The sequence below is a fragment of the Kluyvera sp. 1366 genome, assembly GCF_054823405.1.
Window position 1 is genome coordinate 98,415 of the sequence record NZ_JBTRDW010000011.1, and the last position, 22,058, is coordinate 120,472.

Annotated in this window: 20 protein-coding genes; 13 read left to right on the top strand and 7 right to left on the bottom strand. The window is 54.0% G+C overall.

Going from position 1 to position 22,058, the window contains the following annotated elements; translation table 11 throughout:
- Positions 1–707 precede the first annotated feature (707 nt).
- A complete protein-coding gene (locus ACVLVH_RS21515) occupies positions 708–1,103 on the bottom strand; it encodes an IS3 family transposase (protein WP_008109970.1) in 396 nt (131 codons plus the stop codon).
- A gap of 526 nt (positions 1,104–1,629) precedes the next feature.
- Here ACVLVH_RS21515 and ACVLVH_RS21520 point away from each other — a divergent pair.
- On the top strand, positions 1,630–2,886 hold the full coding sequence (locus ACVLVH_RS21520) for an oligosaccharide flippase family protein (RefSeq protein ID WP_101763052.1): 1,257 nt from the start codon (positions 1,630–1,632) through the stop codon (positions 2,884–2,886).
- A gap of 8 nt (positions 2,887–2,894) precedes the next feature.
- Positions 2,895–3,845 (top strand): ATP-grasp fold amidoligase family protein, encoded by a 951-nt coding sequence (locus tag ACVLVH_RS21525; RefSeq protein ID WP_101763051.1) that lies wholly within the window; start codon positions 2,895–2,897, stop codon positions 3,843–3,845.
- A gap of 55 nt (positions 3,846–3,900) precedes the next feature.
- Here the strand turns inward: ACVLVH_RS21525 and ACVLVH_RS21530 are convergent, their stop codons facing one another.
- Positions 3,901–4,182 carry a YjcB family protein gene (locus tag ACVLVH_RS21530; RefSeq protein ID WP_008109973.1) on the bottom strand — a complete coding sequence of 94 codons (282 nt, stop codon included), beginning with the start codon at positions 4,180–4,182 and terminating at the stop codon, positions 3,901–3,903.
- Positions 4,183–4,435: 253 nt separating this feature from the next.
- Positions 4,436–4,867 carry a superoxide response transcriptional regulator SoxS gene (gene soxS / locus ACVLVH_RS21535; protein ID WP_036649992.1) on the bottom strand — a complete coding sequence of 144 codons (432 nt, stop codon included), beginning with the start codon at positions 4,865–4,867 and terminating at the stop codon, positions 4,436–4,438.
- A gap of 98 nt (positions 4,868–4,965) precedes the next feature.
- Between soxS and soxR the strand changes: the two genes are divergently transcribed.
- The 4 genes from soxR (at position 4,966) to ACVLVH_RS21555 (ending at position 9,549) form a co-directional block, all read left to right on the top strand.
- Complete coding sequence (gene soxR, locus ACVLVH_RS21540) at positions 4,966–5,442, top strand: redox-sensitive transcriptional activator SoxR (protein WP_101763050.1); 477 nt, start codon at positions 4,966–4,968, stop codon at positions 5,440–5,442.
- 43 nt (positions 5,443–5,485) lie between these two features.
- Positions 5,486–6,151: a glutathione S-transferase family protein gene (locus tag ACVLVH_RS21545; RefSeq protein WP_137384974.1), complete on the top strand. Its 666-nt coding sequence runs from the start codon at positions 5,486–5,488 to the stop codon at positions 6,149–6,151.
- A gap of 259 nt (positions 6,152–6,410) precedes the next feature.
- Positions 6,411–7,760, top strand: a complete 1,350-nt coding sequence (locus ACVLVH_RS21550; RefSeq protein ID WP_101763048.1) for an NCS2 family permease — start codon at positions 6,411–6,413, stop codon at positions 7,758–7,760.
- Between the two features lie 139 nt (positions 7,761–7,899).
- Positions 7,900–9,549, top strand: coding sequence for a Na+/H+ antiporter (locus tag ACVLVH_RS21555; protein WP_498950027.1), 1,650 nt, complete (start codon positions 7,900–7,902; stop codon positions 9,547–9,549).
- Between the two features lie 71 nt (positions 9,550–9,620).
- Here ACVLVH_RS21555 and ACVLVH_RS21560 read toward each other — a convergent pair whose 3' ends face one another.
- Positions 9,621–10,523 (bottom strand): LysR family transcriptional regulator, encoded by a 903-nt coding sequence (locus ACVLVH_RS21560; protein ID WP_498950028.1) that lies wholly within the window; start codon positions 10,521–10,523, stop codon positions 9,621–9,623.
- 104 nt (positions 10,524–10,627) lie between these two features.
- Here ACVLVH_RS21560 and ACVLVH_RS21565 point away from each other — a divergent pair, with 104 nt between their 5' ends.
- From ACVLVH_RS21565 to ACVLVH_RS21580, 4 genes are all read left to right on the top strand, one after another.
- Positions 10,628–11,050, top strand: coding sequence for a CidA/LrgA family protein (locus tag ACVLVH_RS21565; RefSeq protein ID WP_008109984.1), 423 nt, complete (start codon positions 10,628–10,630; stop codon positions 11,048–11,050).
- Positions 11,043–11,738, top strand: coding sequence for an LrgB family protein (locus tag ACVLVH_RS21570; protein ID WP_210081820.1), 696 nt, complete (start codon positions 11,043–11,045; stop codon positions 11,736–11,738). Before ACVLVH_RS21565 ends, ACVLVH_RS21570 begins: the two co-directional genes overlap by 8 nt.
- 84 nt (positions 11,739–11,822) lie before the next feature.
- Positions 11,823–12,365, top strand: a complete 543-nt coding sequence (locus ACVLVH_RS21575) for a YfaZ family outer membrane protein (protein ID WP_192412665.1) — start codon at positions 11,823–11,825, stop codon at positions 12,363–12,365.
- A 140-nt stretch (positions 12,366–12,505) separates the two neighbouring features.
- Positions 12,506–13,051 (top strand): YfaZ family outer membrane protein, encoded by a 546-nt coding sequence (locus ACVLVH_RS21580; protein ID WP_008109987.1) that lies wholly within the window; start codon positions 12,506–12,508, stop codon positions 13,049–13,051.
- 172 nt (positions 13,052–13,223) lie between these two features.
- On the opposite strand, the gene actP is transcribed toward ACVLVH_RS21580, so the two are convergent.
- The 3 genes from actP to acs form a co-directional block, all read right to left on the bottom strand.
- Positions 13,224–14,876 (bottom strand): cation/acetate symporter ActP, encoded by a 1,653-nt coding sequence (actP, locus tag ACVLVH_RS21585; protein ID WP_101763042.1) that lies wholly within the window; start codon positions 14,874–14,876, stop codon positions 13,224–13,226.
- Entirely contained in the window at positions 14,873–15,199 is a 327-nt protein-coding gene (locus tag ACVLVH_RS21590) for a DUF485 domain-containing protein (protein ID WP_008109989.1), read from the bottom strand. Before ACVLVH_RS21590 ends, actP begins: the two co-directional genes overlap by 4 nt.
- Before the next feature lie 146 nt (positions 15,200–15,345).
- Complete coding sequence (gene acs, locus ACVLVH_RS21595) at positions 15,346–17,301, bottom strand: acetate--CoA ligase (RefSeq protein ID WP_110868166.1); 1,956 nt, start codon at positions 17,299–17,301, stop codon at positions 15,346–15,348.
- Positions 17,302–17,882: 581 nt separating this feature from the next.
- Here acs and gltP point away from each other — a divergent pair.
- The 3 genes from gltP to murP all read left to right on the top strand — a co-directional run bounded on the left by gltP (position 17,883) and on the right by murP (position 21,723).
- Positions 17,883–19,184 (top strand): glutamate/aspartate:proton symporter GltP, encoded by a 1,302-nt coding sequence (gltP, locus tag ACVLVH_RS21600; RefSeq protein ID WP_007888562.1) that lies wholly within the window; start codon positions 17,883–17,885, stop codon positions 19,182–19,184.
- A 197-nt stretch (positions 19,185–19,381) separates the two neighbouring features.
- Positions 19,382–20,293 carry an N-acetylmuramic acid 6-phosphate etherase gene (gene murQ / locus ACVLVH_RS21605; RefSeq protein WP_210081818.1) on the top strand — a complete coding sequence of 304 codons (912 nt, stop codon included), beginning with the start codon at positions 19,382–19,384 and terminating at the stop codon, positions 20,291–20,293.
- Positions 20,293–21,723, top strand: coding sequence for a PTS N-acetylmuramic acid transporter subunit IIBC (gene murP / locus ACVLVH_RS21610; protein ID WP_498950029.1), 1,431 nt, complete (start codon positions 20,293–20,295; stop codon positions 21,721–21,723). Before murQ ends, murP begins: the two co-directional genes overlap by 1 nt.
- Positions 21,724–22,058: the final 335 nt, after the last annotated feature.

The window sequence follows — 22,058 nt, forward strand, 5'->3', positions numbered from 1 at the left end:
ACCTTCACGAATCTCCAATCTTCCTGGCTATCGCAGGCCCTAAAGCGGAAAAAACCGACGCATTAACGCGCAAAAACATGCATCTAACCTACCGTTTATTGCCATTTGGCACTGAAGATTGGCACTTGAAAACCACTTTTTGCTTAAGGGAATCGAGAGATGTTAAGAAAGATTCCATTAACCTTTGGCAAAAAACCATTAAGCGTAGCGATGAATAGGGTGCAGGAATTTAACTTATTTCCCGCTTTTTGGCCGTTATTGTTTAGGGCGGGTAACCTTTGTTATCAGGATTATTCCTGGCAACAGAAGAGGGAATTATGGTCTACGCGCGTCAAACGATTGACGAATCGATCTCAGAACAGATCCAGATGAAAACAGAGGTTGTGTGTGAGCGGTTACACGCGGTTGTTCATTAATGCTTAACAGAACTATCCGCATTCAGGACTGATGATTAATGTTGGTAAAGTAATAATCGAAGCGCCAATCTCACCGAAATGAGATTGGACTTCGTTAGAATGGCTTGAATAGAGAGACTTTTGCTGATGTGAATCTATTTTACCGCAAAAAAGGAAGCAATTCCGCGATGGTATTCATCAGGAAAAATTGGTGCGAATTGTTATGTTGTGAACGCCGTATTAAATGATCTTCATATCTTCTGGTAAGAACAAATCTCAGCATTAGGTCAAATAACATCGGCCTTAATGGTATTAGCGATTATCTGTACCTGCAGGATAATGATAAACGCTACGGCTAATATCCAGTAAACGGCAGCTACGACGGGTACCTATGTCGAATGTCGTTTGCAGAAAGTTAACCGCCTGACGCTTTTCATTGGTGGTGAAGAAGTTTTTCAATACGCTTTGCAGCATCTCTTTATCGGAACTCAGTGATTGCAGCTCACGCGTGAGGTTAAGTAGCTGATCTTCCAGCTCCTTGATTTTTCTACCTTCTTCGGAAGAGAGCCCAGAAAACTTCTTCTTCCAGCTATAGAAAGTGGCCTCGGAAATGCCAAGCTCCTCACAAATCTCCCTGACTTTCACTCCCGTTTCAGAAGCTTTAATGGCATTTGTGATTTGCTCTTCGCTATATCGTGACTTTCTCATAAATGCTATTACCTTTCTTATCAATTAGTGGATGAGAATTACTGTATTAATATCTGGCACTGCAAAAACACTATTAATGCAGTATTAAAGTGCGCGATTTGAATTGCGAGGGTTAAATTAAGATATTTAGAAGAAATATCATCATGGGATAAATCTTATTTTATTCCGAATGGCATTGAACGCCTTCCTGGCTTTAGGTTTTTGATATAAATTCTCTCCATCCCAAATGCAGAAAAATACTACATTCATTGGAAAATCGGCATAAACCACTTGCAGAAATGTCAGGGTATGCCAGTAAACTTTTGCTTAGAATTTAGGCTGAAATCGTTTACATCCACCGAGTTTCGCACCGGATATAATCGGAATTTTCCTGAATATAATTCCTAATTGCTGACGCGAGTCTCATTTTTCGGACCAGTTTGGTTTGAAGTTAATAAATTAAGTCAGGCCCACTGAGCGCTTGTTAATTCATTTCAAGGACGTTGTACCGAAAGTTGTTGTAGTTCGTAATACTAAGGATCAGTCAATGAAATTGAGCGTAATGTCGAATGCCGCCTGGATGATGTCTGAAAAGATCGTCTCCGTGTTCGGCGTCATATTTGTGACCTCCTACGTGGCAAAATCCTTTGGTCCAACCATCTTTGGCCAAATGGCGTTTTCGACCTCACTGTTTTCCATGGTGCAGACCGTGGCGATTTTCGGTACGGAAACCATTCTGTTTAAACGTATCAGTAAGAGTGCACCGAAAGGGCTGCGCCTGATGACCGTAGCGCGCAACATGCGCATGGTTTTACTGTTGCTTACATCGCTGCCCGTCTTGATTTGGGTCTGGTACAACATGCAGGAAAACTTCCTCGCTTTTGCACTGGCCTCGTTTATCTCTTCGGTTTTCGTGACGCAGGACACCTTCAGTGTCTACAACAATGCGCGCTTAGCGTCGCGGCTGAATACCATCGCCAACTCTGTCGGATTGCTGCTGGGCTTCAGCTTAAGTTTCGCCATTGCCTGGCTGCACCTCAATCCGCTATGGCTGACCGTTTCGATTGTCGCCGTCACGTTGGTGCCGTACGTCATTAAGCGTTTTAACTTTTATCGCGAAAATCAGGATGTGGCGCCGCCGCAGGATAAGCGCAACACCTATCTGCGCTATTTGCTGTACGCCGGATTGCCGCTGGCCATCTCCAGCATCTTTATCTCGGTGCAGGTGAAAGCGGCACAGATGTTCCTGGCAGGCATCGCCTCAGCGCGCGATCTTGGTTTGTTCGCCGCCGCCAATACCATTTCGGCCTCCTGGATTTTTATCCCGGTCGCCATCATCACTTCCTGCTTTTCGGAAATCTTCCGTGAGCGTGGAGAAACCGCCATCAAGCTGACAGCACGGCTTAATGGTTATGTCATGGGTGTTTCATTGTTGTTGTTAGCGGTGATCGCGATGTACGGCGAAAAAATCATCATCGCTTTATATGGTCACGAGTACACACAGTCAGGAAGTCTCATTACGTTGTTGTCGTTAGCAACCTGCTTTTCGGCGATGGGGACCGTAGCGTATCGCTACATGGTCAAAGAAGGCGGGTTTAATTATCTGTTGAAGAAAATCGTTTGCCTGATGGTCATCAGCTTGCCGCTGTCGTGGTGGCTGATCCAGAGCTACGGCATCATGGGTGCCGCATGGAGCGTTTTCATCTCAGAATTGCTGTCTCTTACCGTAATGAATTACTTCTTCAAAAACGGCGTCATCCAAAAAATCCAGGTTTCCTCACTCAACTACAAAACCTACAAATGAGGTCAGATATGCTCAAGTTGAAAGATGAACTCAGAAGAAGCGTTCAGTACTTCATCAAGAAGATGCCCTGGGCATACCAGGATCGTATCTACTATTTTCACAAGTTCCGCAAATTGCCTAATCTGCGCGAGCCGAAAGTGTTTAACGAGAAGGTGCTGTATCGCAAATTCATCCATGGCGATTATCAGATTTATGGTCGTCTGTCGGACAAATATTCGGTGCGTGAATATATCGCCGAGAAAGTGGGCAGCGAATACCTGATCCCGCTGGTTTACGAGACCAGCGATCCCAGCTCATTGCACACGCTGCCGAGCTGGAAAAATACCGTTATCAAGCCGAATCACGCCTCCAACATGGTGGAGATCCTGCTGGAAGAGCCGGATGCGTTGAAGAAGCAGCAGATTATCAACGATTGCCATCGCTGGTTGAAGACCGATTTCGCCAACGAAGCGCGCGAGATTCACTATCGCTACATCAAGCCACGCATTCTGGTGGAGCAGTACATTGGCGATGGTAAATCGGCACCAATTGACTACAAGTTCCACATGTTCAACAAGCGCGACGGCAGCTTTGAGTATGTGCTGCAGGTGATCTACAACCGCTGCAATCCGCTGTTGTCGATGAACTTCTACGTCAACAACCTCAACGAGGCGTATCACAAAATTCGTGATACCGGCCTGGATGTGACGCCGCAAATGGCCTCGTTGCAGCACGCGTTGGCGTTGAGTAAAAAGCTGGCGAGCGATTTCGATTATGTGCGCGTGGATTGGTACATCGATAACGAGCAGATCTACTTCGGCGAATTAACCTTCACGCCGGGCGCGGGTTTGGTGACCGGTCTGGATCGCGGGCTAAATCAAATGATGGGTGATATGTGGATTCAGGATCGCCGCGGTACGAAGATACCGGGCATCACGGTGGCGGAAGTGACCATTCCGGCCGTATTGAAGAAAATTTAGAATCACACAGCAAAATAAAAAACCCCGCTTCGGCGGGGTTTTTTATTGGCGGCGATTAAGGCATTGGCCAATCGGTTGGCGTCTGGCTCATCACTTCGATAAAGGCGTTTTTGGAGATTTCCATAAAGTTATGCAGATTCTCCATGCTCAGCGTGATACCGAGTAGGCCAGTAACAAACCAGCATGACATGCCAACGCCGATGCCACCGCACAGCAGCGCCATCACGTGGTGACTGTTCTGACGCAGTCGAATTTTCATGGTGCTGGCGAAAAACATCATTACCGCACTCAGGAGTTCCCAGCGCATTACAATCAAACTGGTGGTTAGGGTGGCCATCTGCAAAAACCTCTTAGAATCAGTGATATCCCCGACATTCAATCGACATCACTGGCGGCTGAGAAGGAAGGTCAGGGAAGTCCTTCTGGCCGTCTTACTGAAGACAGGAAAGTGTGACTTGGCTCACATTATATCACTCGATTTTAAATTTTGAACAAAATTTATACCGGGTCAGGTAGAAAGATTTTTATCGAACTGAGGAAAAAACAGGCAGGAAAAGCGAGGTGCGCCCGCAAGGGGCGCGCAGAAAGGGTTAGCTAACCGGGCAGCACTCGCCGGTGGTTCGCTGGGCAAAACTGGTCATGTTGTTGTCTGCACAGTCAAAACTGAGCAAACGCGGACGCTGAATCATCGCCTGACGACGCATGGTGTGACGATAAGCGGTGGGCGTTTGCGAGAACTGACGGCGGAACACGCGCGAGAACGTCTGCTGCGAGTCATAACCGTATTGCATCGCGATATCGAACACCGGACGCTGGGTTTGACGCAGCGCCTCAGCGGCCAGCGTCAGACGACGTTCGCGAATATAGCCACCCAGCGTTTGTTTCGTGACGGCACGGAACATACGCTGCAGATGCCATTTTGAGTAACCTGATTTTGCCGCGACTTCATCAATTGACAGCGCTTTATCCAGATTCTGATCGATCCAGTTGGACAGCGAATGAATGATTTCCTGTTGCATCATAGCCTCATCCTTCTGATGTTTTTTGCCTGGTAAGAAATTCGAAGTTTTGCTGGGGTGCGAGTATAATTCCTCAAGTTAACTTGAGGTAAAGGCCCTAAATGAAAAAAGAACGCAATTACCCGAAGCCGGTTTTGACGCCGGGCGAAGTGGCGAAGCGCAGCGGCGTGGCGGTGTCGGCACTGCACTTCTATGAGACCAAAGGATTGATCTGTAGCTCGCGCAACGGCGGCAACCAACGTCGCTACAGCCGTGACGTGCTGCGTCGCGTTGCCATCATCAAAATTGCACAACGCATTGGCATTCCGCTGGCGACGGTGAGCGACAGCCTGACGCATGTGCCGGCTAATAAACGGATGTCGACACAAGAGTGGGACGCGCTGACGCAGCACTGGCGCGAGGAGCTGGATAAACGCATCGAAACCCTCACGCGCTTGCGTAACGATCTTGATGGTTGCATTGGCTGCGGCTGTTTATCGATGCGCGATTGCCCGCTGCGCAATCCCGGTGACCGGTTGGGCGAGCAAGGTTCGGGCGCGGTGTTACTCGATCCGGAACAGGACGAGCAAAAACGCTGATCGACTATACTTGGCGGAACACTTTTACCGGCAAGGAAACCGTATGATCACCGTTCACCATCTGGAAAACTCCCGTTCGCATCGCGTGTTATGGCTACTGGAAGAGCTCGCGGTGCCTTACCAAATCAAACGCTATCAGCGTGAAAACAGCCTGCTGGCACCCGATTCCCTAAAGAAAGTGCATCCGCTGGGCAAATCCCCGGTGATCACCGACGGTAATCGCGTGATTGCCGAATCAGGCGCAATTCTCGAATACCTGCAACTGAAGTACGACAGTGAGCATCAGCTGACGTTGAGTCATGAAGATGAGCAGATTCAGGCTCGTTACTGGCTGCATTACGCTGAAGGTTCGCTGATGCCATTACTGGTAATGAAACTGGTGTTTGCGCAGTTTGGCAAAAAGCCGGTGCCGTGGCTGCTGCGCCCGGCCGGCATCGCCCTGAGCAAAGGGATTCAGAAAGCCTGGCTGAATAAACAGCTGGCTCTACATGGTCGGGTAATTGAAGAGCATCTCACGCAGCATGCGTTTTTTGCCGGTTCACGTTTTAGCATCGCCGATGTGCAGATGAGCTTCCCGCTGCTGGCGCTGCAACTGCGTGGTTCCCTACGCGATACGCCCGCCACCGCCCGCTGGCTGGAAACCATGCAGCAGCGCGCGGCCTGGCAACGGGCGATCCAGCAGGGCGGCGCGATTGAGTTAAGCCGCTGAGTTCAGCCAGGCCGCCATAATTGGCGGCCTGGCGGGGTGAGTTGCCTGGATTTATCCTGCAATACCCGTGATTAAGAGTTGAAAACCCCAGGGCAAACGCCAGATAATCGTTTGCCTTTTTTCCGCGTCCCCCTTTACGGCCTGGAATACGCGGCGACGTAAACGTTTGCCTGGATTTTCATCATGAAAAACCGCCATCAGGGAACGGCAAACGTGCGCCGCGCGGCGACTCACATCACAAAAAAATTGAGGAAGAATTATGTCTGGCGAATCGCGCCCGGCCAGTGGAAAACTGGACGCCTGGTTCAATATCTCTGCACGCGGCAGCAGCGTGCGTCAGGAAGTATTGGCGGGTCTGACAACGTTTCTGGCGATGGTGTACTCCGTCATCGTGGTGCCCGGCATGCTGGGCAAAGCGGGCTTCTCGCCAACGGCGGTGTTCGTCGCTACCTGTCTGGTCGCCAGTTTTGGATCGATCATCATGGGTTTGTGGGCCAATCTGCCGATGGCGATTGGTTGCGCCATCTCGCTGACCGCCTTCACCGCGTTCAGCCTGGTGCTCGGCCAGCACATTAGCGTGCCGGTGGCGCTTGGTGCGGTGTTCCTGATGGGCTTGCTGTTCACGCTGATTTCGGTCACCGGCATCCGCGCATGGATACTGCGCAACTTACCAATGGGCGTGGCGCATGGCACCGGCGTAGGTATCGGCTTGTTCCTGCTGCTGATCGCCGCTGACGGCATTGGTTTGGTGGTGAAAAATCCGGCTCCGGGCTTGCCGGTGGCGTTGGGTCAATTCGCTTCGTTCCCGGTGATCATGTCGCTGGTGGGACTGGCGGCGATTTTTGGTCTGGAAAAACGCCGCGTGCCGGGCGGCATTCTGCTGACCATCATCGCCATCTCGATTCTCGGCCTGATTTTCGATCCGGCGGTGACCTATCAAGGTCTGTTTGCCATGCCGAGCCTGAAGGATGCTAACGGGCAATCAGCGATGTTTAGCCTCGATATCATGGGTGCGCTGCAACCGGTGGTGTTGCCAAGCGTGCTGGCGCTGGTGATGACCGCCGTCTTTGATGCCACCGGTACCATCCGCGCGGTCGCGGGGCAGGCGAATCTGCTGGATAAAGAGGGGCAGATCATCAACGGCGGTCGTGCGTTAACCACCGATTCCGTCAGCAGCCTGTTCGCCGGCTTGGTCGGCGCTTCGCCAGCTGCGGTCTATATCGAATCGGCGGCGGGCACGGCGGCGGGTGGTAAAACCGGTCTGACGGCGATTGTGGTGGGTTTGCTGTTTCTGGTGATCCTGTTTATGTCGCCGCTGGCCTATCTGGTTCCGGCTTACGCGACCGCGCCGGCGCTGATGTACGTTGGCTTGCTGATGCTGAGTAACGTGGCAAAAATCGACTTCAACGATTTTGTTGATGCGATGTCCGGCTTGCTGACCGCCGTGTTCATCGTGCTGACCTGCAACATCGTCACCGGCATCATGCTCGGCTTCGCTTCACTGGTGATTGGACGCCTGTTTGCCGGTGAGTGGCGCAAGCTGAACGTGGGCACCGTGGTGATTGCTGTCGCGCTGGTCGCGTTCTATGCCGGTGGCTGGGCCATCTGACCTGAAAGTTGAATAATTCCAGGATTATTCGCTTTCTGCATCACGCCGCACATCGGGTTGCTCCGCTGTGCGGCGTTTTGTTTTACACTTTCCCACGCAACAACATCGCTTTAATGAAATTGATTCGCCTAAGGAAAGCATGGAAATCTTCTTTACTATTCTCATCATGACGCTGGTGGTTTCACTCTCCAGCGTGGCGGCACGTATTCTGCCGTTTCAAATTCCCCTGCCGCTGGTGCAAATTGCCGCCGGTGCACTGCTCGCATTTCCCGTCTTCGGCCTGCATGTCGATTTTGATCCGGAACTGTTCCTCGTGCTGTTCATTCCGCCGCTGCTGTTTGCGGATGGCTGGAAAACGCCGATAAACGAGTTCCTGCATCACGGTCGCGAAATCATGGGGCTGGCGCTGGTTCTGGTGCTGATCACGGTGGTCGGGATTGGCTACCTGATTTACTGGCTGGTGCCAGGGATTCCGCTGATTCCCGCCTTCGCGCTGGCGGCGGTGCTTTCGCCAACCGATGCCGTGGCGCTGTCCGGCATTGTCGGTGAAGGACGCATCCCGAAAAAAATTATGTCGATTGTGCAGGGCGAAGCCCTGATGAACGACGCGTCGGGCCTGGTATCGCTGAAGTTTGCCGTCGCGGTGGCGATGGGCACCATGGTGTTTACGTGGGGCGGCGCCAGCGTTGAGTTTCTCAAAGTGGCGGTCGGCGGTTTGGTCGCTGGTGTGGCGATATGCTGGCTGTATGGCCGCTCGCTGCGTCTGCTGAGCCGCTGGAGCGGGGATGACCCGGCAACACAGACCGTGCTGCTGCTGCTGTTACCGTTCGCCTCGTACCTGATTGCGGAACACCTTGGCGTATCGGGCATTCTCGCCGCCGTCGCCGCCGGTATGACCATTACGCGTTCCGGCATTATCCGCCAGGCACCGCTGGCGATGCGTCTGCGCGCGAACAGCGTTTGGCAGATGCTGGAGTTCGTGTTCAACGGCATGGTGTTCCTGATGCTCGGCCTGCAGCTGCCCGACATCCTTTCCACCTCGATTGCGCAGGCGCAAGCCGATCCTAACGTGGAACTGTGGATGCTGTTTACCGACGTTCTGTTGGTGTACGCCGCGCTGATGGTGGTGCGTTTCGGTTGGTTGTGGATCATGAAGCGCACCAGCATGCGTCTGCTGAAGAAGAAGCCGCTGGAGTTTACCAACTACTCACTGCGTGAATTGCTGATTGCTTCTTTTGCCGGCGTGCGCGGTGCCATTACCTTGGCCGGTGTGCTGTCGATTCCGCTGTTCCTGAGCAACGGCGATCCGTTCCCGGCGCGCTATGAGTTGGTTTTCATCGCTACCGGCGTGATTCTGGTGTCGCTGCTGGTTGGCGTGGTGCTGCTGCCGATTCTGCTGCGCGATGTAGAAAGCATCGATAAGGTCGGCCATCGTCGTGAGATTCAGTTTGCGCGTGCCGCGATGGCGGGTGTGGCGATTGAGAGCCTGCATAAAATGGAGCAGCGTCTTGAGAGCGACACCGAAGAGAACATCGATCCTGAGCTGCTGAAAGAGGTCAGCCTGCGCGTGATTGGTAACCTGCGTCGTCGTGCGGAGGGGAAAAACGATATTGAGCAGGCGCTATTTGCCGAAAATCTCGAGCGTCGTTTCCGCCTCAATGCGCTGCGCGCCGAGCGCGCCGAGGTCTATCATCTGCGCGCCACGCAGGAGATCTCCAACGAGACAATGCAGAAACTGCTGCACGATCTTGATCTGCTGGAAGCGTTGCTGATTGAGAAAGAGGAATAGCAGTAAGCCATATTGTTCATCGGTAGCGGCGCAAAACATTGCGCCGCTACGCTAATGTGCTGCGGTTGTTTTTACACCGACAGCCGCGGCGCACTATCCGGCCAGTGTTCACGGCAACATTCAATCCACGCCTCGGCGCTGCGCGACAGATAACTGCCTTCCCGCCAAATCAACCCCAAACTCCACTGCAGCTCCGATTCCAGTGGCAGCCACAGCAGCGACTGCTTATCCAGCCGCTGACAAATGGGCTCCGGCAGAATCGCCAGTCCCATGCCCGCCTGCACCATCGCGGCGAGAAAATCCCACTGCGCGCTGCGCAGCGCAATAGTTGGCGTCAGGTTCTGGCGTTGAAACGCTTTACGAATCTGGCGATTCAAGGCGAACTCTTCATTGAGGATCAGCAGCGGATGTTCGGCTAAATCTGCCAAACCGACTTTACGGTGATCGCGCCATTGTTCACTGCGCGGCAGCAGCACGCACAGCGGATGGTGCATCAGCTCCAGCGTATTGAGCGGCAGTTCGGATTCGATCGGCAGTGCGGTAAGGGCGATATCCAGCGCGCCACTCAGCACCGCTTGCTGCGCCGTCAGTCCGCCGAACTCGGATATTTTCAGCTGTACGCCGGGATAACGGCGGCGAAAGGCGGAGATCGATCCGGCCATCTGCATGCCGACCATCGGCGGAATACCCAGCCGCAGCTCGCCGGTTTTCAGCTGGTTGATATCGCCCAACTGCGCTTCAAGCTGGTGGAACTCTTGCAGAATCACCAGTCCGCGCTGGTAAACCGCCTGACCGCTATCCGTTAAATGCAGTTTGCGGCCCTCGCGCAGCAGTAAGGTGCAGCCGAGCTCCTCTTCCAGCTGGCGCAGCATTTTGCTGATGGTCGGCTGCGTCACGAACAGCTTCTCAGCGGCGCGGGTGAAGCTCTGCTGGCGCACCACCTCAGTGAAGTAGCGCAGGGCGCGCACATCCATAAACATTCCTTTTTGGCATAGTTTGAATAATTTTAATTCATTTCTTTCACAGTTTGCGGCGGATTTATACTGGGCACCTCAATTTTTCATCCAGGTAACAAGCAATGATGGCATTAAGTCCGCGCAGAACGGATCTCCTGCAACGTACCTTTGTTCCGCTGCAGCTGGTGCTGTATGTCGGTTTGTTTATTTTCAGCGACAGGCTGGTGAGCTGGCTGCATCTGCCGCTGCCCGCCAACGTAGTGGGCATGGTGCTGCTGCTGGTGTTGATCATGACGCGCATCGTGCCGCTGCGCTGGGTGAAAGCTGGCGCCAACTGGCTGCTGGCAGAAATGCTGCTGTTCTTTATTCCAGCGGTGGTGGCGGTAGTGAACTACAGCGATTTGCTGCGCAGTGAAGGCTGGCGCATCTGCGTGGTGATCGGCGTCAGTACCTTGCTGGTGCTGGCTTCGACGTCACTGGTGGTTGATCGTTTATATCGCTTCGAACTGGCACGCGCCGCACGCAAGCAGGCGCATCATGAATGATCTGCTGATTAGTCTGCTGTGTCTGGCGTTCACGCTGCTGGTCTACTACCTCAACAAAATTCTTTATCGCCGCTGGCGCACGCTGCTGTTGATGCCGCTGGTATTGACGCCGCTGGTGCTGGTGGCGCTGTTGCTGCTCACTCACGTCAGCTGGAAAAATTACATCGCTGAAAGCCACTGGCTGATTTGGCTGCTTGGCCCGGCGACGCTGGCATTTGCCGTGCCGGTGTATGAGAACCTTGAGATCATCAAGCGTCACTGGCTGTCGCTGAGCGTGGGCGTGCTGACGGCCACGCTGGTGGCAGTATGCAGTTCGGTGTGGCTGGCGCGCTTGCTAACGTTACCGGAAACCATTCAGCGCAGCCTGGCGGTACGCTCAATTACCACGCCGTTTGCGCTGGCAGCCGCGCAGCCGATTGGCGGCCAGCCGGATCTGGTGGCGCTGTTTGTGGTGATCACCGGTGTGTTTGGTATGGCGGTGGGCGACGTGCTGTTTCTGCGTCTTGCCATCAAGCAGGGCGTGGCTAAAGGCGCCGGTTTTGGTGCTGCATCACATGGCGCAGGCACCGCGCGCGCGTATCAACTCGGCCAGCAGGAAGGCGTGGTGTCGAGCCTGGTGATGATGCTGTCTGGCGTCGTCACCGTCATTCTCGCGCCGCTGTTAAGCCACTTACTGTGGGTATCGTAATCCGCTGGTTTTGAGTCATTGCTCATACAGCAGCCCGATCGCTTTGCTTATTGTTTGCCCGCTTAAACGATAAGGAAGCGATAAATGAAAAGTCAGTATTTTGCAATGGGGCTCCTGTTGGCCTCCGCTGGGGTAACTGCTCAGGAAATCGGCGTAAAGGGGGGCAGTGATTTCTTTGCGGCCGCCATCAACAGCCAAAAAACCGCGCCAGGCCTGCAATATGGCGTGGAATACGTGAATGCCAAACATCAGTCAGAATTGCTGGACGCCAATCTGGGTTATGGCGTGGCTGTAGGCGCAATGCGCATTGTGCCGCGCGTCGGTTTGTTCTGGGCTGAATTGAACCATGATAAAACCTCCAGCTACGGCGTGAATGCGGGTATACGCGCGATGGCTCCACTGCCACAAGCGCGCCATACCTGGCTCTATCTCGATTTCAGCATGGCGCCTAACTTCAGCACCTATAAGCTGGATCATCTGCATCAGTTTGAGGCCGGAGTTTACTACCAACCGGCCCACTGGTTAACGCTGAGTTCCGGTTACCGCTATCTCGGCAGTGGCTTGCACGAATATAAAACCCATCGTGCGATTGATGGTCTTTTTATCGGCGCAGCCTGGCGCTTCTAATCTGAAAAGTGGCCTTTAAGGGCCACTTTTTTCCCCGCCGTAATCCATTTTTACGTAAAGCTTTCCAAATAATGTTGTCTCTCGTCGCCAGGCTGGTACCCTTGCCGCCGAATTAATTGTCCTTCATGGAGTGGAATCACATGTTAAAGCAACTTGTTACTGGAAGCGTTTTGGGTCTGGCACTGCTGAGCAGCGGCGCACAGGCAATTGAGGGCAGTGTTGACGTGGGTGAGCATAGCACCAACCTGAACCTTGGCCTCGGCACCACTTCACCGGGCCTGTTCCTGAAAGGCAACTGGCTGCGCAGCGATCACGATGGCAGCACCTACGGTGCGGGCCTCGGCTATAACATCGACGTGGGTGATTTCCGCATTGCGCCTACCGCGAAAGCGCTGTTCACGCATCCGGAAGATGGTCGTGATGGCTTCACCGTGGCAGTCGGTGGCGCAGCGCAATACAGCTTCAACAGCATGTGGGGCCTGTACGGCGAATATTACTATGCGCCAGAAGCGTTCTCCGATCGCCTCGATAGCTATCAGGAAGCCTCTGGCGGCCTGAGCTTCACGCCGATTTCGCTGCTGAACCTGCGTGTGGGTTATCAGTACATTGAGCTGAACAACAAAGGTAGCCGCAAAGATAACGTACTGGTCGATGGCCCGTATGTTGGCGCATCACTGCGTTTCTAATTGTTTAAATTAGAATGAAAAATGGCGGCCCAATGGGTCGCCATTTTTGTTTGGGTGCGGTCTGTCCCTCATCCCGGCCTTCTCCCGCAAGCGGGAGAAGGAGAAAACGCGCCGATCGGTTCCCTCTCCCATTTATGGGAGAGGGTTAGGGTGAGGGAAAGCCAGCACGGACTTAATGCGATTTCCCCTGCGAAATCCCAATCCCCGTCTGTGAGCGAATAAACTGCCCACGGAAGCGGGCACGTTCCTGGGCACCGCGTGCAGAATGGTCGGTAATTGAGAACAGCCAGATACCGATAAATGCCGCCAGCATTGAGAACAGCGCCGGATACTCATACGGATAGATCGGTTTCTCATGCCCGAGCACCTGCACCCAAATCGTCGGGCCAAGGATCATCAGCAGTACCGCAGTAACGAGTCCCAGCCAACCGCCCACCATCGCGCCGCGCGTGGTCAGTTTTGACCAGTACATCGACAGCAGAATAATCGGGAAGTTACAGCTGGCAGCAATCGAGAACGCCAAACCGACCATAAAGGCAATGTTCTGTTTCTCAAACAGAATCCCCAGCGCAATCGCCACCACACCTAACACCAGCACGGTGATCTTCGAGATGCGCAGTTCATCGCGTTCCGTCGCTTTACCTTCACGGATCACGCTGGCATAGAGATCGTGTGAAACTGCAGAAGCCCCCGCCAGCGTCAGACCTGCCACCACCGCCAGAATGGTGGCGAAGGCCACGGCCGAGATAAAGCCGAGGAACAGGCTGCCGCCGACCGCGTTCGCCAGATGCACCGCTGCCATGTTGGTGCCGCCGAGCAGCGCGCCGCTGGCGTCTTTAAAGGCTGGATTCGATCCCACCAGCAAAATCGCGCCGAAGCCAATAATAAAGGTCAGGAAGTAGAAATAGCCCATAAAGCCGGTGGCCCAGAACACGCTTTTACGTGCTTCACGCGCATCGGCCACGGTGAAGAAGCGCATCAGAATATGCGGCAAACCGGCGGTACCGAACATCAAGCCGAGACCCAATGACAACGCCGAGATGGGATCTTTCACCAGCCCGCCCGGCTGCATAATCGCCGCGCCTTTCGGGTGCACCGCCATCGCTTCGGTGAACAGCGTATTGAAGCTGAAGCCGGTGGCTTTCATCACCATAATCGCCATAAAGCTGGCACCAAATAGCAGCAGCACCGCTTTGATGATCTGCACCCAAGTGGTCGCCAGCATGCCGCCGAACAGCACGTACAGCACCATCAGAATCCCGACCATCACTACCGCAATATGGTAATCAAGGCCGAACAGCAGCTGGATCAGCTTACCGGCACCCACCATCTGCGCGATCAGATACAGCGCCACCACCACCAGCGAGCCGCAGGCTGACAGCGTGCGAATCGGTTTCTGCGCGAGGCGATAGGAGGCGACATCGGCGAAGGTGTAGCGCCCAAGGTTACGCAGACGTTCGGCAATCAAAAACAGGATCATCGGCCAGCCGACGAGGAAGCCGAGCGAGTAGATCAGCCCGTCGTAACCTGAGGTGTAAACCAGCGCAGAAATACCGAGGAAAGAGGCGGCGGACATAAAGTCACCGGCGATGGCGAGGCCATTCTGGAAACCGGTGATATTGCCGCCTGCAGTGTAGTAATCGCTGCGCGAGCGGGTGCGTTTCGAGGCCCAATAGGTGATGCCGAGCGTCGCCGCGACAAACACCACGAACATGATGATGGCTTCATAGTTGGTGGCTTGTCGTTGCACCGCGCCGGTAATGGCATCGGCGGCAAACACGCTGGCGGGCACTACCGCGAGAAATATCGAAAGCAGGCGCTTCATGATTTTACCTCGCTCAGGATCTGTTTGGTCAGACGATCAAACTCGCCGTTGGCGCGCCACACGTAGACGCCGGTCAGCACGAATGACATCACGATCAAACCGACACCAATCGGAATGCCGCGCGTAACGTTAGTGCCCGCGTGCAGCGGCGTACCGAGCCAGGCGGGCGCAAAAGCGATCAGCAGAATAAAGCCGATATAGAGCACCAGCATGATCACGCTGAGCAGCAGCGCAAACGCCTGGCGCTTGTGCACCAGCTCATGAAAGCGCGGATTATTCTCGACTTGTTGCCAGACTGCTTCCTGTTCAGGGGTTTCGTTCATCACATTTTCTCCAGAGGCAAGGCAGACAGATATCTCACGATAAAGTGATTTAACTGGCTGAATATTCTAGTTTTATAAGTTGTGCGAACTCAGAAATACGTGGCATATAAGGGCGGCCAAATGGTCGCCCCTACAACAGAAGCCGGTTACGGCATGGTGATGGACTGTTTCTCCTCCAGCAATTTCTCTACCACGCCCGGATCGGCCAGCGTAGAGGTATCGCCGAGATTGCTGGTATCGCCCGTAGCGATTTTGCGCAGAATGCGACGCATAATCTTGCCGGAGCGGGTTTTTGGCAGCGAGTCGGTCCAGTGCAGCACATCCGGCGTGGCAATCGGGCCAATCTCTTTACGCACCCAGTTACGCACTTCGGTATACAGCTCTGGCGACGGCTCTTCGCCGTGGTTAAGCGTGATATACGCATAGATTGCCTGGCCTTTGATGCTGTGCGGAATGCCCACCACCGCCGCTTCGGCAATCTTCGGATGCGACACCAGCGCCGATTCAATCTCGGCGGTGCCGAGACGGTGGCCGGAGACGTTCAGCACGTCATCGACGCGGCCGGTGATCCAGTAATAACCCTCTTCATCACGGCGCGCGCCGTCACCGCTGAAGTAGCGATTTTTGAAGGTGGAGAAGTAGGTCTGTTCGAAACGATCGTGATCGCCATACAGCGTACGCGCCTGGCCTGGCCAGGAATCGACAATCACCAGGTTTCCTTCGGTGGCACCCTCAAGTGGATTGCCTTCGTTATCCACCAGCGCTGGCTGCACACCAAAGAACGGTTTAGTGGCGGAACCGGCTTTCAGTTCGGTCGCGCCCGGCAGCGGCGTGATCATGAAGCCGCCGGTTTCAGTTTGCCACCAGGTATCGACGATCGGGCAACGGCTGTCGCCAATCTTCTTGTAATACCACTCCCATGCTTCCGGGTTGATCGGTTCACCCACCGAACCCATGATGCGCAGGCTACTGCGATCGGTGCCTTCAATCGCTTTATCGCCTTCGGCCATCAGCGCGCGAATCGCGGTTGGCGCGGTATACAGCAGCGTCACCTTATGTTTATCCACCACTTCCGCCATGCGGCTTGGTTTTGGCCAGTTCGGCACGCCTTCAAACATCAGCGTGGTCGCGCCGCACGCCAGCGGGCCGTAAATCAGATAGCTGTGGCCGGTGATCCAGCCGACATCGGCGGTACACCAGTAAACATCATCAGGATGATAATCAAACACATACTTAAAGGTGCTGGCGGCATACACCAGATAACCGCCGGTAGTGTGCAGCACGCCTTTCGGCTTGCCGGTGGAACCGGAGGTATAAAGGATAAACAGCGGATGTTCGGCATCGACGGCGACCGGTTCATGCTGATCGCTGGCCTTCGCCACTAAATCGTGCCACCACAGATCGCGGCCTTCGCGCCAGCCGGTGTCTTTACCGGTGCGCTTAAACACCACCACATTTTTCACCGTAGTGACGTTCGGATTGTTCAGGGCATCATCGACGTTTTTCTTCAGCGGAATGCTGCGTCCGGCGCGTACGCCTTCATCGGCGGTGATGATCAGTTTGGCGTTGGAATCGACCACGCGTCCGGCGACCGCTTCCGGTGAGAAGCCACCGAAGATCACCGAGTGCACCGCGCCAATGCGTGCACAGGCCAGCATCGCAACGGCGGCTTCAGGCACCATCGGCATGTAGATCGCCACCACGTCGCCTTTCTTTACGCCCAGGCTGCCGAGCACATTGGCAAAGCGGCAGACGTCCGCATGCAGTTCGCGGAAGGTAATGGTTTTGCTTTCGCTGGCGTCGTCGCCTTCCCAGATGATGGCGGGATGGTCGCCACGCGTGGCGAGATGGCGATCGAGGCAGTTCGCGGCGAGGTTCAGTGCGCCATCTTCATACCAGCGAATCGAAATATTGCCGGGGGCAAAGGAGGTATTTTTCACTTTGCTGTAAGGCTTAATCCAGTCGAGGATTTTGCCTTGCTCACCCCAAAAGGTGTCGGGATCGTCAACCGATTGTTGATACAGCGCCGCATACTGATCGGCATTAATGAGAGCATTCGCTGCAATGGCAGCGGGTACGGGATGCTTGTGTATTTGGCTCATGGCTGACCTCCTTGAAGATGTTAATCATATGTCAATCAATGGTTAATTGAAGACCACGACAGGGCTTTGTTTCTGTTTTGTAGTCTGGATCACGACCTTTTATCACTGCCAAATCCCCGGCGAACGGCGGGCAAAAACGCCGCGCCAGCAGCGTGATCTTTTGCTTTAAGCCTAAGAGATCTCTGCCTCTGCTGTGCAAATAATCAGCAAACGAGCCGGGCCGCTTTTTGCGCAATAATGCATAGCTATGCTGAAACTTATCGAATTAACACTTTTCATAACAGCGAGTTATGGCCGTTAACCTTCGTCAGCATTTTATGCTACTAACCTGAATAAGATTTGCGCTATCGCGCCGGGGGTTGCATTTACCGTAGTGAAAATGGTACTTATCTCGGCCCTGTTCAGCAGGTATCAACTCAGACTGCATCACCCCGCAGGCGCAAAATGCCTGCACAGCTGTAACCGACGTAGTCATAAATAACCCTCTATTTTATCGGGCTTTTGCTCACTTCCCTGTGTGACATTTCTCCTGCACCTTCGCAGCAGAGCAAAGGGGTTTTTAACTGAGGAAATAACGCGTTATGAAAGGTTTTAAGTTCACCCTTGCATGGCAGATTTTAGTCGCGCTGATTCTGGGCGTGATTGTGGGAACCGTGCTGCATAATCAGCCCGACGATCGTGAATGGTTAATCACTAACATTCTGACGCCAGCGGGTGACATCTTTATTCATCTGATCAAGATGATTGTGGTACCGATTGTTATCTCCTCACTGATTGTCGGCATTGCCGGCGTGGGTGATGCGAAAAAGCTCGGACGTATTGGTGTTAAAACCATTATCTATTTTGAAGTGATCACCACCCTTGCCATTGTGGTCGGCATTACGCTGGCCAACGTATTCCAACCCGGCAGCGGCATTGATATGTCAACGCTGGCAACGGTGGACATCTCTAAATACGAAGCCACAACCGAAGCGGTTCAGGGTGCACCGCACGGTCTGGTCACCACCATTTTGTCCCTGATCCCACAGAACATCTTCGCCTCGCTGGTGAAGGGCGACATGCTGCCGATTATCTTCTTCTCGGTGCTGTTTGGTATGGGCCTGTCGGCGCTGCCATCGGAACATCGCGATCCGCTGGTCACGGTATTCCGTTCGATTTCCGAAACCATGTTTAAAGTGACGCACATGATCATGCGTTATGCGCCAGTCGGCGTGTTTGCGCTGATTGCGGTCACCATTGCGAACTTCGGTTTTGCGTCGCTCTATCCACTCGCCAAGCTGGTGCTGCTGGTGTACGTGGCGATTCTGTTCTTTGCTTTCGTGGTGCTCGGCACGGTGGCGCGCTTCTGTAAGCTGCGCATTACCACGCTAATGCGCATTCTCAAAGACGAGCTGATTCTTGCCTATTCTACCTCCAGCTCAGAAACCGTGCTGCCGCGCATTATGCAGAAGATGGAAGCCTACGGTGCGCCGAAAGCCATCACCAGCTTCGTGGTGCCGACCGGTTACTCGTTCAACCTCGACGGTTCAACGCTGTATCAGAGCATCGCGGCGATCTTTATCGCCCAGCTGTATGGCATCGATCTGTCGCTGACCGACGAGATCATTCTGGTGCTGACGCTGATGGTGACCTCGAAAGGCATCGCTGGCGTGCCGGGCGTCTCCTTCGTGGTGCTGCTGGCAACGCTGGGCAGCGTGGGCATTCCGCTGGAAGGCCTGGCATTTATCGCTGGTGTCGATCGCATCATGGACATGGCGCGTACCGCGTTGAACGTGATCGGTAACGCGCTGGCGGTGCTGGTGATTGCGCGCTGGGAAGACCAGTTCGACACCAAACAAGCCGCCGCCTACGAGCAACAGCTGCGCACGCAAAGCGCCAGCTAATCTTCCAGGTGCGCATGAATGCGCACCCTACGAAAACCTCGCCATTCATGGCGACCGCTACGCACAGAAACCCGCTTCGGCGGGTTTTTTTATGTCCGCTGCAGCAAAAAGCAAAAAAATCCCGCGCAGCAGAGGAATTAACAATTCTGTGTGATATATAGTTTTACGAATAAATTATTCTCACATAGGAGTGTCTCATGCAGATCGATCTGAGCCAGATGATCACCGAAGGTCGTAATCCCGCCAGCCACAACATTGATGAGCTGACCACCGAAGCGATGCTGCGGGTGATCAATGATGAAGACAAAAAAGTGGCGCTGGCGGTGGAAGCCATCGTGCCGCAGATTGCGCAGGTGGTGGATGCCATCACCCGCGCCTTCAGCAAAGGCGGTCGCCTGATCTATTGCGGCGCAGGCACGTCGGGTCGTCTGGGGATTCTGGATGCCAGCGAATGTCCGCCGACCTTCGGCACGCCGCGCAGCCAGGTGGTTGGGCTAATTGCCGGCGGCCACACCGCGATTTTGCAGGCGGTGGAAAACGCCGAAGACAACGTGGAGCAGGGCGCGCAGGATCTGCGTGATATCAATTTCAACGCTAACGATGTGCTGGTCGGGATTGCCGCCAGCGGCCGCACGCCCTATGTATTGGGCGCGCTGGCGTATGCGCGTCAGCAAGGCGCATTTACCGCAGCGTTAACCTGTAATCCCAACAGCCCAATGTCGCAGGCCGCGGATGTGGCGTTAACCCCAGTGGTCGGCCCGGAAGTGGTCACCGGTTCTTCGCGCATGAAAGCCGGCACGGCGCAGAAGCTGGTGCTAAATATGCTCACCACCGGCGCGATGATTCGCAGCGGCAAGGTGTACGGCAATCTGATGGTCGATGTGGAAGCCACCAACCAGAAGCTGGTGCAGCGCCAGGTGAACATCGTCAAACAAGCCACCGACTGTGACGATGCTACCGCGCAGCAGGCGTTGGCGGCGTGTAATGGGCACTGTAAAACCGCGATTGTTATGGTGCTGGCGGGATTAACGGCCGATGAAGCAAAATCGCTGCTGAGTCAGAATCAGGGCTTCATTCGCAACGCTTTGCGTGACGCAGGAGCGCAATAATGGCGGCCATTACCGAAGATCTGGTGCGCGACATTTTGCTGGCGGTGGGCGGCGCCAATAATGTGGTGCAGTGCGGCAACTGCATGACGCGCCTGCGTCTGACACTCAACGATGCCGCGCGAGTGGATAGCGCCACACTCAAAACGCTGCCGGGCGTGCTGGGCGTGATCGACAGCGATGCGCAGCTGCAGATCGTGCTCGGTCCCGGTAAAGCGCAAACTGCAGCAGAGAAAATGCAGGCACTGCTTAATCAACAGGTGCCGGGCGATCTGCAGGCCATCGCCAGCGCGCAAAAGCAGCAGATGAAGGCAAAGCAGACCAGCGCATTGCACCGTTTTCTCTCCTGCTTCGCCACCATCTTTACGCCGCTGATCCCCGGTTTTATCGGTGCCGGCTTGCTGCTGGGTTTCGCCACGCTGATTGAGCAGATCTTCCACCTTAATCAGCCTGGCGATCATGCACGCTGGCTGGTGGATACCGTGGCGTACATGAAGGTGTTCGGCAAAGGGTTGTTCACCTTCCTGAGTATTTTGATTGGCTATAACGCGCAGAAAGCCTTTGGCGGTACCGGCGTCAACGGGGCCATTATCGCCTCGCTGTTTGTGCTCGGTTATGTCCCTGACGCGAAGGTCGGTTATTACAGCGGGATGCAGGATTTCTTCGGCATGGTGATCGATCCGCGCGGCAATATTATTGGCGTGCTGCTGGCGGCAATATTTGGTGCCTGGGTTGAGAAACAACTGCGAAAAATCATTCCCGATAATCTCGATATGATCCTGACATCGTTGCTGACGTTATTAATTACCGGCGCGGTGACTTTCCTGGTGATTATGCCAATCGGCGGCGAATTATTTAAAGGCATGTCGTGGTTGTTCATTCATCTAAATAACAATCCGTTTGGTTGCGCTATTCTGGCCGGACTGTTTTTGATCGCGGTGATGTTTGGCATTCATCAAGGCTTTATTCCGGTCTATTTCGCGCTAATGGAAACCCAGGGCTTTAACTCGCTCTTCCCAATTCTGGCGATGGCCGGCGCCGGGCAGGTCGGCGCGTCACTGGCGTTATGGTGCAAAGCGGATAAAGACTCACTGCTGCGTAAACAGATCAAAGGCGCCATTGTGCCGGGCTTGCTCGGTGTCGGCGAACCGCTGATTTATGGCGTCACGCTGCCGCGTCTGAAACCCTTTATCACCGCCTGTTTTGGCGGTGCGCTGGGCGGCTTCTTTATCGGGCTGGTGGCATGGCTGGGATTGCCAGTGGGAATGAACACCGTGTTTGGCCCTTCAGGTTTAGTCACATTGCCGCTAATGACCTCATCGCAGGGCATTTTTGCCGGCATGGCGGTGTATCTCGCCGGGCTGATCGTGGCGTGGATTGGCGGGTTCGCCTTTACCTGGTGGGGCGGCACCCGCAATGTGGATTTAAGTTAAGTGAAGTACGGATATCGACCAGGTCGGCATAAAGCGTGACTTGGTCTAACCGTGATCACGATCACGCTTTTAAACTCTCTCAAGTCGCTTAACCCGTCACAGCCACATTCACTGCTTAAGTACCGTTTGTAAGTAAAGCGTTAGCAAAAAATAAAGGTTTTATTAAGGAGATAGAAAGCCAGACCTAATATTTAAAATGGCCTCAAATTATTTAGAATATCCAACCTGCATCGCAATTAATTCCCCGAGATGACAATAGGTTACTCATAATTGTCTTTTGCACTCATCAGCGAAAAAGTCTATACCTAAAGCCAATTAATCTATAACAACAATTC

Coding starts and splice junctions, on each gene's coding strand:
- ACVLVH_RS21555 (WP_498950027.1), top strand. CDS start 7,900: ATGGAAATCTTCTTTACTATTCTCATCATGACGCTGGTGGTTTCACTC.
- ACVLVH_RS21565 (WP_008109984.1), top strand. CDS start 10,628: ATGATGGCATTAAGTCCGCGCAGAACGGATCTCCTGCAACGTACCTTT.
- ACVLVH_RS21570 (WP_210081820.1), top strand. CDS start 11,043: ATGAATGATCTGCTGATTAGTCTGCTGTGTCTGGCGTTCACGCTGCTG.
- soxS (WP_036649992.1), bottom strand. CDS start 4,867: ATGATGCAACAGGAAATCATTCATTCGCTGTCCAACTGGATCGATCAG.
- ACVLVH_RS21525 (WP_101763051.1), top strand. CDS start 2,895: ATGCTCAAGTTGAAAGATGAACTCAGAAGAAGCGTTCAGTACTTCATC.
- soxR (WP_101763050.1), top strand. CDS start 4,966: ATGAAAAAAGAACGCAATTACCCGAAGCCGGTTTTGACGCCGGGCGAA.
- ACVLVH_RS21515 (WP_008109970.1), bottom strand. CDS start 1,103: ATGAGAAAGTCACGATATAGCGAAGAGCAAATCACAAATGCCATTAAA.
- ACVLVH_RS21575 (WP_192412665.1), top strand. CDS start 11,823: ATGAAAAGTCAGTATTTTGCAATGGGGCTCCTGTTGGCCTCCGCTGGG.
- murQ (WP_210081818.1), top strand. CDS start 19,382: ATGCAGATCGATCTGAGCCAGATGATCACCGAAGGTCGTAATCCCGCC.
- gltP (WP_007888562.1), top strand. CDS start 17,883: ATGAAAGGTTTTAAGTTCACCCTTGCATGGCAGATTTTAGTCGCGCTG.
- ACVLVH_RS21520 (WP_101763052.1), top strand. CDS start 1,630: ATGAAATTGAGCGTAATGTCGAATGCCGCCTGGATGATGTCTGAAAAG.
- ACVLVH_RS21530 (WP_008109973.1), bottom strand. CDS start 4,182: ATGGCCACCCTAACCACCAGTTTGATTGTAATGCGCTGGGAACTCCTG.
- ACVLVH_RS21545 (WP_137384974.1), top strand. CDS start 5,486: ATGATCACCGTTCACCATCTGGAAAACTCCCGTTCGCATCGCGTGTTA.
- ACVLVH_RS21580 (WP_008109987.1), top strand. CDS start 12,506: ATGTTAAAGCAACTTGTTACTGGAAGCGTTTTGGGTCTGGCACTGCTG.
- acs (WP_110868166.1), bottom strand. CDS start 17,301: ATGAGCCAAATACACAAGCATCCCGTACCCGCTGCCATTGCAGCGAAT.
- ACVLVH_RS21590 (WP_008109989.1), bottom strand. CDS start 15,199: ATGAACGAAACCCCTGAACAGGAAGCAGTCTGGCAACAAGTCGAGAAT.
- murP (WP_498950029.1), top strand. CDS start 20,293: ATGGCGGCCATTACCGAAGATCTGGTGCGCGACATTTTGCTGGCGGTG.
- ACVLVH_RS21550 (WP_101763048.1), top strand. CDS start 6,411: ATGTCTGGCGAATCGCGCCCGGCCAGTGGAAAACTGGACGCCTGGTTC.
- ACVLVH_RS21560 (WP_498950028.1), bottom strand. CDS start 10,523: ATGGATGTGCGCGCCCTGCGCTACTTCACTGAGGTGGTGCGCCAGCAG.
- actP (WP_101763042.1), bottom strand. CDS start 14,876: ATGAAGCGCCTGCTTTCGATATTTCTCGCGGTAGTGCCCGCCAGCGTG.